We start from the raw sequence: 17601 nt of genomic DNA on the forward strand, positions 1-17601 counted from the left end.
TCCCTTCCTTCATGCCTGCGGGCGGATGCCGCTCATCATCTGTCCAATGGTGTATTTCTCGAACGCCGGGCGTTCCACAATGCCCAGCAGTTCGCCTTTGTACAGCACGCCGATGCGGTCGCTCATCAGCATCAGTTCGTCCAGGTCTTCGGAGATGAGCAGGGTGGCTTGTCCCTGACGTTTGCGCTCCAGCAGTCTCTGGTACACCAGATCCATTGAGGGAATGTCCAGCCCGCGGGTGGGGTTGTGCGCCACCAGCACCGGCGCGGCGGCGGAGAAGGCGCGCGCCACCATCACCCGCTGGATGTTGCCGCCCGACAGGTTGCCGCCCATATCTTCCGGACCCGAGGCTTTGATGTTGTACTGCGCGATTAAGTCCAGCGCACGGGCATGTACGGTTTTCCAGTCAATCACCCTGCCGTTGCTGTAGGGCGGACGGCGGTGTAAGCCCAGAATCAGGTTGTGCGCCACCGTTGCGCGCGGCAGGAAGCCATCGTGCAGGCGGTCTTCGGGAATGTAGGCAAAATCGCCTTTCAAGCCCCGCCGTGAATCGGGGTGCGGCAGTGCCTGATGTCGCAGGAGGATTTGCCCTGCCTGGACCGGCAAAAGCCCCATGACTACTTCCGCCAGTTCGCGCTGACCGTTGCCTGCCACCCCGGCGATGCCAAAGATTTCGCCCTCGCGCACCTCAAAGGACACGTTTTTCAGCGCCACACTGCCCTCATCTGGCGCGGTAGTGATGCCTTCCAGGCGCAGAAGAGGAACGGGCGCGGGAGCGGGCAAATCCTGCCCGGCATGGGCAAAGATGACACTGCGGCTCATGTCCATGCTTTCGCCCACCATGGCGCGCACGAAGGCTTCTTCGGAAGCCTCTTTGCGGTCCAGGGTGAGGATATTCCTGCCATTGCGCAGGACGGTGATGCGGTCGCATACGCTCATCACCTCGCGCAGTTTGTGGGTGATGAAGACCACGCTCAAACCTTCCTGCACCATCACCCGCAAAGATTGGAAGAGGGCATCCACTTCCTGCGGCGTCAGGTTGGTGGTGGGTTCATCCAGAATCAGCACCTGCACGCCGCGGTAGAGGGCTTTAAGGATTTCCACCTTCTGGCGCATGCCCATGGGCAGGTCTTCGATGAGCGCATCCAGCGGCACCTCAAGCCCAAAGCGTTCCTGCAAAGTTCGGATTTTTTGAATCTCAGCGTCGTAGCGGTTGTTCCAGCGGTTCTTCCGCGGCGCGCCGATGAGGATGTTCTCCAGCACGGTAAACGACCCCACCTGTAAGAAGTGCTGATGCACCATGTTGATGCGGTGGGTAATGGCATCTTTTGGACCGCTGATGTGAATGGGTTGGTCGTTGAGGAAAATCTCCCCGGCATCGGCACGGTACAAGCCAAAGAGGATGTTCATCAGCGTGGTTTTGCCGGCGCCGTTGCCACCCAGCAAACCATGAATTTCCCGCTGGCGCAGTTCAAAAGAAACATCCTGCAATGCCTGAGTACTGCCAAACGCCTTGGAGACTCCCCGCATGTGTAAAAGGATGGGTGCGTTCATGCGTTCTTTCTCGTGAGACTCGATAAAAATGGCATGAAGGCTCCCCAACGATCAGGGAGCCTTCATTGTCACGATAACACCTATTTGATTTCGCTGGTGTCTTTCACCACCTGAATCTTGCCCGATACCAGATCGTTGATGACGGCTTTCATCTCTTCTTCGACAGCCGGGTCAACGTTCTTGAAGGGGGTCTGGAGCGAAACGCCGGTGTCGAAGCCCAGCGGGTAGTAACCGCCCTTCTCCCCAGCCTGAATCTTACCGACAATGTCTTTCATCGGTTTGACGAAGTCGTACAGCAGGGAAGTGACGTAATTGTCGGGAGCGATGCTGGTCTTATCGGTGTACTTGGCGGTGACCAGAATCTTCTTGTCGGTGGTGGCTTTGGCGGCTTCGAAGACGCCCAGCATACCGTTGTTGAGTGAGCCGACCAGCACGTCATAGCCTTCGGCAATCATGGTATCGGCTACCTGGCGGGCTTTGGTGGGATCGTTGAAATCGCCCGCCCAGACGGCTTTCAGTTCCACGTTCTTGCCCGAATCTTTGATGGCTTGCTGCATGGCATGCACCTCGGCGTACGAGAAGGGCAGGGTCAGCCCGCCGATGTAGCCGATTTTGCCGGTTTGGGTGATGCGCGCCGCCAGCGCGCCCACACCGTAGAAGCCGATGTGGAAATTGCGGTCGATGAACCAGACGTTGGCGGGCATCTCCGCCGGTTTGGCGTCACCTTCGGCGATGAAGACCACATCCGGGAACTGCTTGGCGAGTTCAATGGTCTGGTTGACGTACTGTCCGCCATGCGTCCAGATGATGTTGTAGCCCTGGTCAATGTACTCGCGCATCACGCGGTCAATGTCGGGGACAGCCACGGTTTCGGAATATGCCATCTCGATGCCGAGATCTTTCTTGACCGCTTCTGCGCCCATGTAGCCCAGAGTGTTGTAGTCCGAGTCGTTAATCACCCCTGGGAAGATTGCCGCCAGTTTGTAGGTCTTGGCAGGCTGGGTGGGCGTGGCTGGGGTGCAAGCCGCCAGCACCAACGCCAACAGCAAAACAACAAACAAAACCCGCTTCATACTATTCTCCTCCGAAAAAAAGATAAATTGGGGAAACAATTCCAGTCTACAAATTTTTTGGGGGAATGTCAATTATCCCCTGCTTTTCTTCGTTGAAATACAGGAAGGTACTCATAAAGAAAGGTGTGTGCCGGGATGAAAGGGCGTTGTGTGTTTCCTGAGCGGGTTAAGGAAAATGTACACCCGTGCACCCTTCGGCAGGCTCAGGGTGTGCAATTGCGCTGGTAGGGAAAAACAAACATGCCGCAGAGAACTCTACGGCATGATGCTGATGCACATTCAATCACGGCTCATCCTCAGGGATGAACCGCCAGCGTCGGAACGGCTTGCCGGAGATCAGGATTGCTGTTGAGGCTCAGCGGCAGGCGTTTCGGACGTCGAAGACGCGGCTTTGGGCTGGCTCTCTCCCTTTTTCTTGCCCGGTTTGGCAGGCGAGAGCACCATGGTCATCACCTTGCCCTCCAGCACCGGCGCCTGCTCGATGGTGGCGATATCGGAAAGTTCCTCGGCAATTTCACGCAGGTCTTCCAGCGCCAGTTCGGGGTAGGTAATTTCCCGACCGCGGAAGCGCACGGTGACCTTGACCTTGTTGCCTTCCAGCAACCAGCGGCGGGCATCGCGGGTCTTGAATCCGCGGTGATGCTCGTTGGTCTTGGGGCGCAGACGAATCTCTTTCACTTCGATGCGCGTCTGTGCCTTCTTGGCTTCGCGTTCCTTTTTGGCGCGTTCGTAGAGGAATTTTCCGAAATCCATCACCCGGCAAACGGGTGGGGTGGCGCCGGGCGCCACTTCGACCAGATCCAGTTCAGCGTCGCGGGCGATGCGCAGGGCTTCCTGAATAGGCACAACCCCAAGGTTCTCGCCCCCGGGTCCAATCAGGCGCACTTCAGGGACCCGGATCATCTCATTGACACGAAAGGTTTGGGTACTGATAGGCTTCTCTCCGTCCTTCAACAAATAGATATAGATCACCCGTTTGAACAACGGGCACTTTCATCATACCAAAATTAGCGTTTCCCGTCAACTTTTCCCGCAGGGAAATTTACAGGGACGCCTCACCTTCAATTCCCTGCCCGCTTCGGCTTGACATTCCCCCTTTCCTTTCCTATTATGAATATTGAAACTGCTTTCTCAGGGAGGGAAAGATGCTGTATCAACTGCTTAACCAATGGGACGAGACCTTTGGGCTGGACGAAGCCCGCGCGCATTGCGATATCCCCTGCGGGATTTACGACCCTCATCTGGCGCAGATGGCGGCGCTCACTGTGATTCGCATGGTGGACCTGATGGAAGACCTGGTCAAGGGCGAGATCAAAGAAACCATGACCTTCCACAATTCGCTGACCCGCTACATCCTCATCAAAGAGGAACATGCCGAACTGTGCAAACGCGAGATTCGCGTCATCTTCGGCGATTTCATCAAGAAAGAGCATGTGGAGAAATACCCCGAACTGCCCACCCTCTTCCACAAGATCATGCAGGCAGGCTCCAAAGCCCGTCAGAGCGCCAGCCGCGAAGCCGGGCTGGAACTGCTGGCGCTGGTCAACCGCTTTGCCGAAATCTTCTGGGAGATTAAGGGCATTCCTACCAAGCGGGTCAAAGCCCCCTACAAGCCGGAAGAGGAAATTGTCTATCCGGTGCTGTGATTCTTAAGTTTCTGCGGGTGCGCGGAGCCAGCCTTGCCCCTCTGCTGAAAGATGGGGACTTTGTGCTGGCTTCGCGCCTGCCTTTGTGGTTTCGCCCGCCGCGCACGGGTGAGATTGTGGTGTTCACCCATCCTGCCTACGGCAGGCTGATCAAGCGGGTGGCGCAGATTTTGCCCAACGGCAGTCTCATCGTCCGCGGCACGGACATCGACTCGGTGGACAGCCGCACCTTCGGCGCGGTACAGCCCCATCAGGTCGAGGGGGTGGTGATTGCCAGAATCGCCCGCCCTGAGCGGTAGTTTTCCTCTTTTTTCCAGGAATTCCAGAGGGCGATGGACCTTCCCCGGTTATAACACCGTGGGCAGGATAATGGGTCTGCCGCCATCGCCTGAAGAGAGGCGCTGGAGCGGCACGCGGTACACCGGGCTGAGCAGGTCGGGGGTGAGAATTTCCTCCGGCGTGCCCAGGGCGATAAGCCGTCCCTCGACCAGCAAGCCCAGGCGGTCGGCGTAACGCCCAATCAGGTTGAGGTCGTGGAGCGCCATCACCACCGTCATCCCTTCTTCATCCACCAGATGACGCACCGTCTCCAGCAGGCTGATTTGATAGTGTAAATCGAGGTGCGTGGTGGGTTCATCCATCAGCAGGATGGGGGTTTCCTGCGCCAGGGCGCGCGCCAGCAGAAGGCGCTGTTGCTCCCCGCCGGAAAGTTCGCCCACCAGCCGATCTGCCAGTTCGAGGGCGCTGGCGCGTTCCAGTGCGCGCTGAACGCAGGCATGGTCGTGCGCCGAGAGATTGCCCAGCCAGTTCAGGTAGGGGGTACGCCCCAACTGCACCACCTCCCTGCCGGTGAAGGCAGGCGGCAGATGACGGGCTTGCGGCACCACGGCAATCAGGCGGGCGCGCTGACTCTCCGTAAGGCGGTGGACAGCCCGTCCCAGCACCTGCACCTGACCGGCGGCAGGCGGCAGGATGCCGCTCAGCGCGCGAATCAGGGTCGTCTTGCCCGCACCGTTGGGACCGAGAATGCCAAGAATCTCCCCGCGCTGGACCGAGAAGGTTACCTCGCGCAGGATGGGTTGATTGCCCAGTTCTACCGAGAGGTTTTGCACCTGAATCATGGACGTGTCCATAACGCCCTCCGTTTAATAAACCTGCTGGCGGGTGCGCTGAAGCACCCAGAGGAAGAACGGCGCACCGCTCAGCGCGGTAATCATTCCCACCGGCAGTTCCTGCGGTGCCATGACCACCCGCGCCAGCACATCGGCAAGCAGAAGCAGGGTAGCCCCGCCCAGTACTGAAAGGGGAATCACATGCCGGTAATCGGCGCCAAAGAAGAAGCGCATCAGATGCGGGACAATCAGCCCCACAAAGCCGATAATGCCGGCATAGGCAACCGCTGCGGCGGTTGCCAGTGATGCCGCGGCAACGATGATGAGACGCACCCGCTCCACCGGCAAGCCCAACTGCCGCGCCTGTTCCTCGCCAAATTGAAAGACGTTGAGGGCATGCCCGCTGAGGCACAACACCCCCAGCCCAACCACGATATAAGGCAGTGCTCCCAGCACCGGACGCCACCCGCCAATGGATGCCCCGCCCAAGAGCCACACCAGCGCGCGGCGCAGTTCGCCGGTCGAGGTGAGCATGAGGAACGAGGTCAGCGCGCTGGTGAAGGAACTCACCGCCACCCCCGCCAGAATCAAATGGGTGGTGGGGACGGTGCGCCCCACCCGCGCCAGCGAATACACCACCGCTACAGTGATCAGCGCGCCGATGAAGGCGGCAACCGGCACGGTGAAGTATCCGGCAAGGCTGCGCGGCAATCCGCCGGTGAGGGTGAGCACGGCACCCAATCCAGCCCCCGAAGCCACCCCAATCAGGTACGGGTCTGCCAGCGGGTTGCGGAACAAGCCCTGAAAGGCGGCGCCGCTCCCGCCCAGCGCCGCGCCTGTCAGCAGCATCAGCGCGGTGCGCGGCAGGCGCAGGTCGAAGACAATCACGGCAAAGGATTGCCATTCTGCCGGGATGGTGCCCCCCGCCAACCGCACTCCCAGCAGGTGGAAGAGGGTGGCGGGGGGAATGAACACACTGCCCACCGCAACCGATAGGAGGAGTGAGAGAAACAGAGGGGGTATGGAGAAAAGGAGCGGGCGAGCCGTGTGTTTCATTCAAAAATTTCCTTTACGGCACCTGGCTTGCCAGTTCGGGGTGCAGAAGGCGCACCAGTTCCGCCAGCCCGTCAATCTGGCGTGGACCCGGGCGGCTGATGAGGTCGTCGTTGATGGGGAAGACTTTGCCGTTCTTCACCGCGTCCAGTTTCTCCCAGCCGGTTCGCTGAGCCACACTTTCGGGGGTTACGCCCCAGTTGGCATCGCCCAGAAGGATGACGTCGGGATTCTGGACGAGCAGTTCCTCCAGGCTGATTTGTGCCCATTCGCCCTGCAGACTGGCGCCCACGTTGACCCCACCCGCCAGGGTGATTAACTGGTCAATGAAGGTGCCGGGACCGCTGGTCCAGGGCTTGGCGGGGTCCTGACTGGCATCCAGTTCGTAGAATACCTTGGGTTTGCTGGAGGCTTTGGCAACCACCGCCAGAATCTTCTGCTGGCGGTCTTTCAGGCTGGCAACCAGTTCCTGCGCTTCATTTTCATGCCCGGTGATTTTGCCCACCAGTTCGATGTTGGCATACATATCTTCTAAAGTGATGGGGTTGGGGACGACAACCAGGGTGAAACCCAGGTCCTTCAGGGCTTGCAGGGTTTCCGGCGCGGTGAGGGGGGATGCCAGCACCAGATCGGGTTGGAGGGAGACCATTTTTTCGGTGTCGTATTTGCCCATGGAGCCGCCCACGCTGGGCAAAGCCTGGGCTTCCTGTGGGTAGTTGGAAAATTCCTCACGGGCGATGACCTGAGAACCGGCGCCCACGGCAAAAAGCAGTTCGGTGTTGGAGGGCGCCAGCGAGATAATCTTTTGTGCGGGGGCTTCCAGTGTCAGCGTGCCGCCCATCCCATCGGGTACTTCGATGGTGGGAGCAACAGTGACGGTAAAGGTCGGTGTCGGTGCAATCGTGGCGGTGGCTACCGCAGTTGCTGTAGGCGCAAGCGTCGGTGTTGGGGTGGGGGTAGCCGCCGGTGCGCAGGCAGAAAGGCTTACCAGAAAGAGAGCAAGGACAAGCAAGAGAGATTGAAAGCGTTTCATCGTCTGACCTGTATTTTCCTGTGTGAATCTCAAAACGGTTGATGTTCTCCGCACCCGGCGCAGATGCCGGTTAAAGCAAACTCCCTGTCACGGAGGACAGGGAGGGGTCAGCCGGTATCTTGTCGTTTCATACCGCTTCCCACCTCCTTTCCGCGAGAGTGTGAGAAACGCCACCTCAGGCGGTCGACCTGACTGACCACACCGGCGTGTGGATCACAGTTGCGCGACAGTGCCGGACTTGCACCGGCTTCGCCATTATGCCCGCCCATCCGGGAGCAGGGCACCTGAGGGGGTGTTTTGTTGAAAAGGATTGTACAACTCCTCATAGGGAGAGTCAAGGATGGAGCGGGTGGAGCGCGAGCAAAAGCGCTTTTGCCGCTTGCTTCTACCCTTTCCCTATCGTGATACAATACATCTCGATGACCTGGGAGATTTCCGGACATGATTGGGCGGTGGATTTGCTCAAAGGGCATATCCAGCGCGGTGAGGTGCGTCATGCCTATCTCTTCAGCGGCGCGGCGGGGATTGGCAAACGCACGCTGGCACTGCGCTTTGCCCAGGCGCTGAATTGCCCCACCCCGCTGGCTCCCGGTGAACCCTGCCGAACCTGCCGGGTATGCCGTCAAATTGAGCAAATGAGCCATGTGGACTTGAGCGTGGTGCAGTCTGAGGGGGAGGGCATGGTGCTGAAGGTGGATCAAGCCCGCGAACTGCAGCAGACGCTTGCCCTCCTGCCGCGTGAATTGCCCTACCGTGTGGCGTTGCTGTTGCGCTTTCACGAAGCCAATGCCAGCGCCCAGAATGCTCTGCTGAAAACGCTGGAAGAACCCCCGGCGCGCGCCATTCTGCTCATCACCGCCACCTCGCCTGAGGAACTTCTGCCCACCATCGTCTCGCGCTGTGAGGTGCTGCGCCTGCGTCCGCTGGCGCCCGAAGCCTGCGCTCAGGTGCTGATAAAGCGAGGTGTTCCTGCCGAAGAGGCGCAGTGGCTGGCGCACCTTTCCGGCGGACGTCCCGGCTATGCCCTCAATCTACACGCCCAGCCCGACTTGCTGGAAGCGCGCAGGCGCACTCTGGAAGACCTGTTACACCTGCTGGGCGCGCCGCGCCGCGAGCGCTTTGCTTACGCCGAGCGGCTCACCGCTTCGCGCGGCAAAGAACGTGAGCGTCTGCTCCAAACTCTCCCTCTGTGGCTGTCGTTCTGGCGGGATGTGATGATTTGCGCCAGCGGGAGCGGTTTGTCTCTTACTCATCTGGATTTTGCCGAACAAATCCAACGGGTTGCCGAGCAGGTGGGGCTGGCGCGGGCCGCCTTCGTCACCCGGCGGCTGGAAGAACATCTCCAGCGCCTGGAGAGCAATCCCAATATGCGTTTGCTGGTGGAAATGTCTTTGCTGGAAATGCCGCGGTTGGCGGAAGAAGTCAGCGCCGCTCCCCGGGAATGACCATGGCGATGAACATGGGCGTCTCTGGGGGAGAAGCCCGCCGTTTTTGCTCAGCGCGGTAATCCATTGGGCCAAACGCTTCGATCTCGCCGGGGGGGTAATACACCCATCCTGCAGGCAGTTCTTGCTCCCATTCCGGCACGGTAGAAGTGATGGTGCTTTCTGCCTGGCTTGGGGAAGTTCTGGAAGGGACAAAAGCAGACCGGCTCGGGGCATTGAGGAAGGTGGGTGAAAGGGCAATCAGGATTAAGAGGACGGCGGCAGTACTGCGCCACAGCAGGGCAAGACGGCGTTCTTCTGCCTCCAGATGGGCATATAACTGCTGACGGAAGTCGCGCGGGGGAGTTTTGCGGAAAGCCCTTAAGAACCAGTCGCTCATTCTTCGCCCTTCAATTGTGCCCTTAACATCTGGACCACCCGGTGCAGGATGGTGCCTACATTGCTCTCACTTAAGCCGGTCATCTGCGCAATGGTGCGGTTGGTCAACCCTGAACCGTATTTTAACGCCACCAGTTCCTGCTCGCGGGGTGGCAGTTGCGCCAGCAGACGCCGCAGGCGCAAAATCTCGTCGCGCGCCATCATGGACTCTTCCGGATGAGCCTCCCCGCCATGCACTTCCATCTCTTCCAGCGAGACCTGCCGCCCGTGGGTGCGGTGGTAATCCATGGCGACGTTGTGGGCAATGCGCAGTACCCAGGTACTGAAGGCAGCCAAGTCATGGCGGTAACTGGCGCGCTTGCGCCAGGCTTTTTCAAAGGTTTGCGCCGTCAGATCTTCGGCAACCTCATCCTCCAGCCCGCGGTAACGGAAGTAGTTGTACACCCGCGGGAGCAGTTCGGTATAAACGCTTTCCCAATCCAGCGTGAGCGCCTGGGCTTGTGCGGATTGGGTCAGTTCCAGTTCCTGCACGAGTTCTCCTTCTCCTCCATCGGTCCTGAAGATATTCAGAACGCACTTATATCTTACGACATTTTTGGGTTTTTGTGTCCTTTTTTGTTGTATACTTTGCCAGGTAGGCGTTCCTGCCGTACAGAAAGGCAACGGTGAACATGTACATGATTCTTCTTGTGCTGGATGACCCCAACCTGCTGGATGAAGTCCTGCAAGCCTGGCATGATGCGGGGGTTTTCCCCTTGAGCGTTATCGAAAGCACGGGGATTCACCGGCGCAAGAAGCGCGTGCCCATGCGTTACGTTTTCGATGAAGGTGTGGAACTGGAAGGGCACGTGACCCTGTATGGGATTGCGCCCTCTCTGGAGAAGGTGCAGACCTGTCTGAAAGCCTGCGAAGAGATTACCGGAGACCTGGATTTGCCCAGTACGGGGGTGTTTGCCGCCTGGCAAATTGAAGCCTTCCATGGACTTTCCGAAGAAGATACATTGCCATGATGTGGATACAATTCGTTATCACCTCTGCTGTCATCGTGCTGGCGGCGATTAAACTTGCCGAATACGGCGATGTCATTGCTCTGCGCACCCGTCTGGGTGGACTGTTCATCGGGACGATTTTGATTGCCGCGGCTACTTCACTCCCGGAAGTGCTCACCACCTTGAGTGCTGTCCGGCAAGCCTTTCCCAACCTGGCGGCAGGCAATCTGCTGGGTTCAAACACCTTTAACATGTTCCTGCTGGCAGTGCTGGATGTGCTGGCACGCAATGAACGCGTCCTGCGCAAGGTGGCTTTGAAACATGCCCTCTCTGGCAGTCTGGCTATTTTTTCTATTGGGCTGGTGCTGTTTTTCATGATCGCTGACCTGCCGTTGAAGATTGGGTGGGTGGGGGTGGATAGCCTGCTCATCATGCTGGCATATTTCGCCGCCATGTACCTGATTCAAGCCAGCAATGTGGGGGATGTGCCCGGCCAGATTGAAATTCCCGAAGGGACGCCTTCCCTGGCTGTGGCGCTGCTGGGTTTTGGCATTGCCGCCGGGGCGCTGATTTACGTAACCCCCTTCATGGTCAGCGCTAGCGCCGAGATCGCCGAAGTTACCGGACTGGGTACTACTTTTGTCGGCTCCACGCTGGTGGCGGCGGTCACTTCTCTGCCGGAGATGGTCACCACGCTGGCAGCCATGCGCCTGGGGGCTTACGACATGGCCATTGGCAACCTGTTTGGCAGTAACCTGTTCAATATGTTCGCTCTGGGGCTGACGGATGTCTTTTACACTCCCGGGCGTTTCCTGGCGGTGATTGATCCTTCTTTTCTGCTGGTAGGGATGCTGGGCTTGCTGATGACCGGCATGGGGCTCATCGGTAATCTGGCGCGCCTGCGCCGCCGTATCTGGTTCATCGAAGCCGATGCTCTGGCGCTGGCGGTGCTGTATCTCGGTGGAATGTACCTGCTCTACCTGCGCGGCATTTCCCCATAAATACACCTTCTTAACTTTTGACGTTTCCCTTGACATCCTTCCTGACGCGCTGTATTATTCGATATCGTATTATTCTATCTTGTATGAATTGACGGGATGTCTGTATGCCCTCTCGCTCCAGTCAGGAAATCCTTGCCTATTTGCGCGAATACGTCCGACGCTACTCGCCTGTGGACGAGAGCGAATATCCCACGGGTGGGCTGGAAATTGCCACCTTTATCCGCATCCTCTTTCACATCATCAAAGACCTGGAAGAGACTCATGTGGATGATCTGGAACTTTCCGGACCGCGGGTGAATTTGCTCTTTCGTCTGTTATGGGAGGAAGAACGCGGCAATTCTCAGGGGTTGACCCCCTCGGAGTTGAGCCACAATCAGCACGTCACCCGCAACACCATCAGCGCCCTGCTGAACGGGTTAGAAGAACAGGGCTTGATCGTCCGTGAACTGGATAAAGAAGATCGCCGCCTCTTTCGCATCAAATTGACCGACAAAGCCCGCCAGACGCTTTACCGCATCATCCCCGAGCGTTTGGTGTTCATTCGCGCGCTGGTTTCAGGGCTGAGTGTGGATGAACAACAGCAGTTGGTGGCTTTACTGGCAAAACTTTTTGATTCGATTCATGAGCACCGTTGTCCGCAGGGGGAAGTTGCCGTACGCGACGACGGTTCATCACCATTAATGGAGGATTGATTTCGATGAACATGCGCAGACCACATTCTCCCGGCGGCGCGGGGACGCCGCCCATGAGCATGAAAGGGCTTTCGCGCTCGTTTTCTCTGCTCAAAAACTATCGCGGGGTGGCTTTTCTGGCGTATTTTTCGCTCTTCATTTCCACCGCCGCCATGTTAATGGTGCCACAGATTACGCAGAACATCATTGATGCCATCACCCATGGATTGATGGCGCAAAAGATTGCCGAAATCCCTGCCGCTTTTCAGAGCATGGCGCTTCAGAAATTGGGCTGGACGGCGGAGCAGTTTGCCCGTTACCGCGACGGCGGCGTCCAGGCGGTCATCTGGTCGGGAGTGCTGATTGTGCTGTTTGCCATTGCGCGCGGGCTGTTCGCCTTCTCGCAGGGCTATAACGCCGAGCGTGTTTCGCAGGGCGTTGCTTTTGACCTGCGCAACCGCCTCTTCGAGAAGATTCAGCGCCTGTCTTTCAGTTACCACGACCAGAATCAGACCGGGCAGTTGATGGTGCGAGCAACCGATGACGTGGATAAGGTACGTCTCTTCCTGGGGCAGGGCTTGCTGATTGCCTTGCAGGCAGTGGTGTTGCTGGTGGCGGCGCTCATTATTCTCTCTGCCACCAACTACCGCCTGATGCTCACCATTCTGCCCATTTTGCCCGTTGCCATGGCAGTGTTCTTTATCTTTAGCCGCATTGCCCAGCCACTTTTCCTGCAGGTTCAGCAGAAACTTTCCCGCCTGAACACCATTTTGCAGGAAAACCTGGCAGGCATTAAGGTCATTAAAGCCTTTGTGCAGGAACCTGTGCAGAAACAGCGTTTCAACCAGGCGGCTGAAGATCTGATGAGCCAGCAGATTAAAGTCTCACGCACCTTCAGTTTTCTGTTCCCCTTTGTCTTCCTGATTGCCAATCTCGGGCAGGCGCTGATTCAGTACGCCGGCGGCAGGCAAATCATCGAAGGCACGCTCTCCATCGGCGAATGGCAGAAGTTCAGCATGTACCTGTTTTACGTGTTCTTCCCGCTGGGACAGTTGGGTTTCGTCATCAATCAACTGGCGCAAGCCAGCGCCTCGGCAAACCGCATTTATGAAATTCTGGATGCCGAGAGCGAGGTGAAAAACAAGCCCGATGCCATTGAATTGCCACCGATTCAGGGACGGGTGGAGTTCCGCAATGTGACCTTCAGGTATTTCGGAAGCAATGAGCCGGCGCTGGATGAAATCAGTTTCATTGCCGAGCCGGGGCAGACCATTGCCCTGCTGGGCGCTACGGGGAGCGGCAAAAGCACCATCATCAACCTCATCCCGCGCTTTTATGATGTCACTTCGGGGAGTGTGCGAATTGACGGTTACGATGTGCGCGATGTGACCATCGAATCTCTGCGGCGGCAGATTGGCATTGTTCTGCAGGATACCACCCTGTTCACGGGGACGATTCGCGAGAATATTGCCTTTGGCAAGCCCGAAGCCACTCAGGAAGAAATTGAAGCCGCCGCCAAAGCCGCGCTGGCGCATGACTTCATCATGAGTTTCCCGGAAGGCTACGAGACGCGCGTGGGCGAACGTGGCACTACCCTGAGCGGCGGGCAGAAACAACGCATTGCCATTGCCCGCGCCTTACTGCTCAACCCGCGCATCCTCATCCTGGACGACTCGACCAGCAGTGTGGACACAGTGACCGAGTATCAGATTCAGCAAGCCCTCAATCGTTTGATGGAAGGGCGCACCAGTTTCGTCATTGCCCAGCGCATCAGCACGGTGCGCAACGCCGATCAAATTCTGGTGCTGGATCGAGGCAAAATTGTGGCGCGCGGCAGGCACGAAGATCTGCTGGAAGAAAGCCCGATTTACGCCGAAATTTACCACTCGCAACTCATCGAAGATGCTCCTGCGGTTGCGGCGCTCAGCGGCGCTTCTGCGGCAGAGTAACGAAAGGAAGGTAAAGTTTATGGGAATGGGACGTGGACCAGGCGGACCGATGGGGATGCTGGCGCAGGAAACCAGTAAGCCCGTGAATCCCAGCGTGACTCTGGGACGGCTTTTCAGGGAATTTAAACCCTATACAGCGATTTTATTGCTGGTGCTGGTGATGATTCTTGCCAATGCCTGGGTTCAAGTCATTTCTCCCGACCTGACCGGGCAAATTGTGGATTGTTACCTGGCTCCTGCACTGGCTCAGCAGGTGCAGAGCCAGTCGGGGGTGCCTGCCGCGCTGACAGGCGGCACGGCGCGCTTGAGTGATAGCGGGCAGAACAACTGCTGGTACACCAAAAACCCCGGTGGCACGAAGGAAGAGATTCTGCGCGGCTTGGGCGGGCTGATTCTGCTTATTACCGGGTTGTTTGTTGGCGGCGCCATCATCGGCGGTTTGCAGTTTTTTCTGATGTCCTGGGCGGGTCAGCATGTGCTGAAAGACCTGCGGGTACGGGTGTTTGATCATCTACACAACCTTTCGCTCAAGTTTTTCAACGAAAACGAAGCCGGCAACCTGATGAGCCGGATTACCAACGACATGGAAACTCTGCAACAGGCGCTGAATTTTGCGCTGGTTCAAACTGCTAGTGGACTGGTTTTGCTAGTGTGGGTTGCCATCACCATGCTGAACAAATCGGTGCCGTATGCGTTGGTGGGGATGGCAATGGTGCCGTTCATGATTCTGGCGACCAACTGGTTCTCCAGCCGGGCGCGGCAGGCTTTCCGCGTGGCGCGCAAGGAAATTGGGCGGGTGAGCGCCAACCTGGAAGAGAGCATCTCAGGCGTGCGTGAGGTGCAGGCGTTCAGCCGTGAGGAACAGAACATTCAAGCCTTCCGCGAGTCCAGCGCCAGTTACCGCGATGCCAACATCCGCGCGGTTGCTTATACGGCGGCGCTTTCGCCTACGCTGGAAGCCCTGGGCTACCTTGCCATGGCACTGGTGACGGTGGTGGGCGGGGTGTACATCCTTAACGGGAAGGACTTCTTTGGCACTTCGCTTTCGCTGGGGCTGGTGATTACCTTCATGGGGTACGTGCAACGCTTCAATCAACCCATTCAGCAAATTTCCACCCTGTGGGCGAACATCCAGAGCGCCATTGCCGGCGCCGAGCGTATCTTCGGTTTACTGGATACCCAGCCCGATGTGGTGGATGCCCCCGATGCCATCGAGATGCCCACCATTCAGGGGCGGGTGGAGTTTGACCACGTGCATGCCGAGTATGTGGAAGGCGTTCCCGTACTGGAAGATGTGTCTTTTACCGCCGAGCCTGGACAAACGATTGCTATCGTTGGTCCGACGGGGGCAGGCAAAACCACCATCATCAATCTCATCCCGCGTTTTTATGACGTGAAGCAGGGGCAGATTCGCATCGATGGTGTGGACATTTCCCGCGTGCGTGCCGATTCTCTGCGGCGGCAGATTGGCATTGTTTTGCAGGATACCTTCCTGTTCAGCGATACAGTGATGAATAACATCCGCTTTGGCAAGCCCGATGCCAGCGATGAAGAGGTCATTGCCGCGGCGCAGTTAGCCCACGCCGACAATTTCATCCGCCGCCTGCCGCAGGGCTATCAGACCATTCTGGGCGAGCATGGCGCAGGGCTGAGTCAGGGTCAGCGCCAGTTGATTGCCATTGCCCGCGCCGCGCTGGTCAACCCGCGCATCCTCATTCTGGACGAAGCCACTTCCAGCGTGGACACGCGCACCGAGCGCCAGATTCAAATTGCGCTGGAGAACCTTCTGCGCGGGCGCACCAGTTTCGTCATTGCCCACCGTCTCAGCACCATCCGCAACGCCGACCAGATTCTGGTCATCGAGAACGGGCGCATTGTCGAACGCGGGCGCCATGAGGAACTGCTGGCAAAGCGCGGCGCGTACTACACGCTGTACATGAAGCAATTTGTTCATGGGGAAGCCACTGCCGATTCAGGGGTGAGCGCCGCACCTCAGCCTGCCTGATGCGTTGCATTGTTGTAAAAGAACATTCCCCTCGAGCCGTTTTTGGACGAGGGGATGTTTTTCTTAATGTGTCTCGAAGAAAATCAACTGGGGGAGAGACAATGATGAGGAAAAGCCCTCTGCCTGGACAGGCAGAGGGCAGAAACGGTAAAAAACTGGCTTAGAACCAGCGCCACAGCGGACGCGGCACGCCGCTGAAGGGCCAGGGGATGGCAAGCAGTACCAGCAACAGGGCAATCCCGAACCAGATGGCGGCGCGGCGGTGTTTGCTCAATGCCTCGGAGGCTTTGCGCGCCTGCGCCCGTCCAATGTGTGCCAGCACCAGGGCAATCACCATGATCAGGATATGCTCGATGGCAAAGAAGCGCATGGTAGCGTTACCCATAGCTCCGCCAAAGTTCTGGAAGGCGGTTTGGGTGAGTGGGCTGAAAGCCACGTACAGCAACAGCCCGACCAGCACCTGCAGGTCCATCACGGTGGTGAAAATCAGCCCGGCGCGGTCATCCAGCGCCTGCCAGGGTTTGCGGGCAAGCCAGCCCCACAACGCCCGTCCAACAGCAAAGAGCGCGGCAATCAGCAACAGCCAGCGCAGAATATTGTGAAGGGGAAGCAAAAATGCGTACATGGTTAATCTCCTTAGAAAACTATTTTACTCCGTTCCTTTTTACAGGTTGAAAAAAAGATCAGCCATGTCAAAGGCTTTTATGGGAAACTCATCCCATGAAGTCAGGGGTACCTAACCAGTCCTCTACCAACCTTAAGAGTTGTTAATATTTCCTTAAACTCGCGTTATAATTCTTCCTGTGAGACGAGCCTTGTGGTTTTTCGCCGTAATTATCCTGATTCTGTTCCTGTCTTCCTGCGCTTCCCGCACGGTGCAGGGAGAAACCTTATCTACCGAACCCTCGTACTACATTCAAAATAAAGGCTCCGATACCATCGTCAATCTGGCTTTGCGCTGGGCAGAAGCCTATCAGCAAGCCCACCCTGAGGTGCGCATCTCCGTCACCGGTGGGGGGTCGGGGACAGGCATTGCCGCGCTGATTGACGGCACGGTGGATATTGCCAATGCCTCGCGCGCCATGAAAAAAGAAGAAATCGAAGCCGCCCGCGCCAAAGGCATTGAGCCGGTGGAGCATGTCATCGCCCGCGATGCCATCGCCGTCATCGTCAATCCCAGCAATCCGGTCAGCCAGTTGACGCTGGAGCAGATTTCCCTTATCTATCAGGGCAAAATCAACAACTGGCGGGAAGTGGGCGGCGAGGATCGTCCGATTGTGCGTCTTTCCCGCGAGACCAATTCGGGTACGCACGTGTATTTCCTGGAAGCCGTGGTGCGCCTGGGGCAGAAGGACAACAAAGCCCTCTTTTCTCCCGATACCCTGCTCCTGCCTTCCTCGGAGGGCATCATTACCGAGGTGCGTGACAATCCCAACGCCATTGGCTACGATGGATTGGGGTACGTCACCCCGGAGGTGAAGGTGCTGGCGGTGGCAAAAACTGCCGATGATCCTTACATCCTGCCTTCGGTGGAAACGGTCAACAGCGGGGCATATCCCATTTCGCGCGACCTGTACATGTACACCCAGAAAGAGGTCAACGCAGCCGTGCAGGCATACCTGGACTGGTTGCTGTCTCCCGAAGCCCAGAAGATTGTGCTGGAATTGGGTTTCGTACCCGTCCGACAATGAT

18 protein-coding genes and 1 riboswitch are annotated in these 17601 nt (G+C 57.7%); of the genes, 9 read left to right on the forward strand and 9 right to left on the reverse strand.

Annotated features, from left to right (window positions below; translation table 11 throughout):
- Positions 1-9 precede the first annotated feature (9 nt).
- From ANT_RS01220 to infC, 3 genes are all read right to left on the reverse strand, one after another.
- Complete coding sequence (locus ANT_RS01220; RefSeq protein WP_013558677.1) at positions 10-1554, reverse strand: ABC transporter ATP-binding protein; 1545 nt, start codon at positions 1552-1554, stop codon at positions 10-12.
- Positions 1555-1634: 80 nt separating this feature from the next.
- On the reverse strand, positions 1635-2627 hold the full coding sequence (locus ANT_RS01225; RefSeq protein ID WP_013558678.1) for a BMP family protein: 993 nt from the start codon (positions 2625-2627) through the stop codon (positions 1635-1637).
- Positions 2628-2963: 336 nt separating this feature from the next.
- Positions 2964-3611, reverse strand: a complete 648-nt coding sequence (gene infC / locus ANT_RS01230; protein ID WP_013558679.1) for a translation initiation factor IF-3 — start codon at positions 3609-3611, stop codon at positions 2964-2966.
- Positions 3612-3772: 161 nt separating this feature from the next.
- Between infC and sodN the strand changes: the two genes are divergently transcribed.
- Entirely contained in the window at positions 3773-4273 is a 501-nt protein-coding gene (sodN, locus tag ANT_RS01235) for a superoxide dismutase, Ni (RefSeq protein WP_013558680.1), read from the forward strand.
- Positions 4270-4572 (forward strand): S26 family signal peptidase, encoded by a 303-nt coding sequence (locus ANT_RS01240; protein WP_013558681.1) that lies wholly within the window; start codon positions 4270-4272, stop codon positions 4570-4572. Before sodN ends, ANT_RS01240 begins: the two co-directional genes overlap by 4 nt.
- Before the next feature lie 48 nt (positions 4573-4620).
- Here ANT_RS01240 and ANT_RS01245 read toward each other — a convergent pair whose 3' ends face one another.
- The 3 genes from ANT_RS01245 to ANT_RS01255 are packed head-to-tail and all read right to left on the reverse strand — an operon-like array spanning position 4621 to position 7471.
- Entirely contained in the window at positions 4621-5406 is a 786-nt protein-coding gene (locus ANT_RS01245; protein ID WP_013558682.1) for an ABC transporter ATP-binding protein, read from the reverse strand.
- 12 nt (positions 5407-5418) lie between these two features.
- Positions 5419-6441 (reverse strand): FecCD family ABC transporter permease, encoded by a 1023-nt coding sequence (locus ANT_RS01250; protein ID WP_013558683.1) that lies wholly within the window; start codon positions 6439-6441, stop codon positions 5419-5421.
- A gap of 13 nt (positions 6442-6454) precedes the next feature.
- Positions 6455-7471 (reverse strand): ABC transporter substrate-binding protein, encoded by a 1017-nt coding sequence (locus ANT_RS01255; RefSeq protein WP_013558684.1) that lies wholly within the window; start codon positions 7469-7471, stop codon positions 6455-6457.
- A 161-nt stretch (positions 7472-7632) separates the two neighbouring features.
- A riboswitch (cobalamin riboswitch) is annotated at positions 7633-7774 on the reverse strand.
- A 116-nt stretch (positions 7775-7890) separates the two neighbouring features.
- Here ANT_RS01255 and holB point away from each other — a divergent pair.
- Positions 7891-8916 carry a DNA polymerase III subunit delta' gene (gene holB / locus ANT_RS01260; protein WP_013558685.1) on the forward strand — a complete coding sequence of 342 codons (1026 nt, stop codon included), beginning with the start codon at positions 7891-7893 and terminating at the stop codon, positions 8914-8916.
- Here the strand turns inward: holB and ANT_RS01265 are convergent.
- Positions 8894-9295 carry a hypothetical protein gene (locus ANT_RS01265; protein WP_013558686.1) on the reverse strand — a complete coding sequence of 134 codons (402 nt, stop codon included), beginning with the start codon at positions 9293-9295 and terminating at the stop codon, positions 8894-8896. The genes holB and ANT_RS01265 overlap by 23 nt on opposite strands.
- Positions 9292-9825: an RNA polymerase sigma factor gene (locus ANT_RS01270; protein ID WP_013558687.1), complete on the reverse strand. Its 534-nt coding sequence runs from the start codon at positions 9823-9825 to the stop codon at positions 9292-9294. The genes ANT_RS01265 and ANT_RS01270 overlap by 4 nt, the downstream gene beginning before the upstream one ends.
- Positions 9826-9959: 134 nt before the next feature.
- Between ANT_RS01270 and ANT_RS01275 the strand changes: the two genes are divergently transcribed.
- The 5 genes from ANT_RS01275 (at position 9960) to ANT_RS01295 (ending at position 15909) form a co-directional block, all read left to right on the forward strand.
- Positions 9960-10304, forward strand: a complete 345-nt coding sequence (locus ANT_RS01275) for a hypothetical protein (RefSeq protein ID WP_081460157.1) — start codon at positions 9960-9962, stop codon at positions 10302-10304.
- Entirely contained in the window at positions 10301-11284 is a 984-nt protein-coding gene (locus tag ANT_RS01280; RefSeq protein WP_013558689.1) for a sodium:calcium antiporter, read from the forward strand. Before ANT_RS01275 ends, ANT_RS01280 begins: the two co-directional genes overlap by 4 nt.
- 104 nt (positions 11285-11388) lie before the next feature.
- The gene (locus ANT_RS15915) at positions 11389-11976 is read left to right on the forward strand and encodes a MarR family winged helix-turn-helix transcriptional regulator (RefSeq protein ID WP_013558690.1); all 588 of its coding nucleotides are present in this window, start codon (positions 11389-11391) and stop codon (positions 11974-11976) included.
- Between the two features lie 5 nt (positions 11977-11981).
- A complete protein-coding gene (locus tag ANT_RS01290) occupies positions 11982-13904 on the forward strand; it encodes an ABC transporter ATP-binding protein (protein ID WP_013558691.1) in 1923 nt (640 codons plus the stop codon).
- 19 nt (positions 13905-13923) lie between these two features.
- Positions 13924-15909: an ABC transporter ATP-binding protein gene (locus ANT_RS01295; protein WP_013558692.1), complete on the forward strand. Its 1986-nt coding sequence runs from the start codon at positions 13924-13926 to the stop codon at positions 15907-15909.
- 160 nt (positions 15910-16069) lie between these two features.
- Here the strand turns inward: ANT_RS01295 and ANT_RS01300 are convergent, their stop codons facing one another.
- Positions 16070-16534 (reverse strand): hypothetical protein, encoded by a 465-nt coding sequence (locus ANT_RS01300; protein WP_013558693.1) that lies wholly within the window; start codon positions 16532-16534, stop codon positions 16070-16072.
- Between the two features lie 190 nt (positions 16535-16724).
- Here ANT_RS01300 and ANT_RS01305 point away from each other — a divergent pair, with 190 nt between their 5' ends.
- Positions 16725-17600, forward strand: a complete 876-nt coding sequence (locus ANT_RS01305; RefSeq protein WP_197534080.1) for a phosphate ABC transporter substrate-binding protein — start codon at positions 16725-16727, stop codon at positions 17598-17600.
- Position 17601 lies beyond the last annotated feature (1 nt).

The sequence above is a fragment of the Anaerolinea thermophila UNI-1 genome (assembly GCF_000199675.1).
Lineage (GTDB): Bacteria > Chloroflexota > Anaerolineae > Anaerolineales > Anaerolineaceae > Anaerolinea > Anaerolinea thermophila.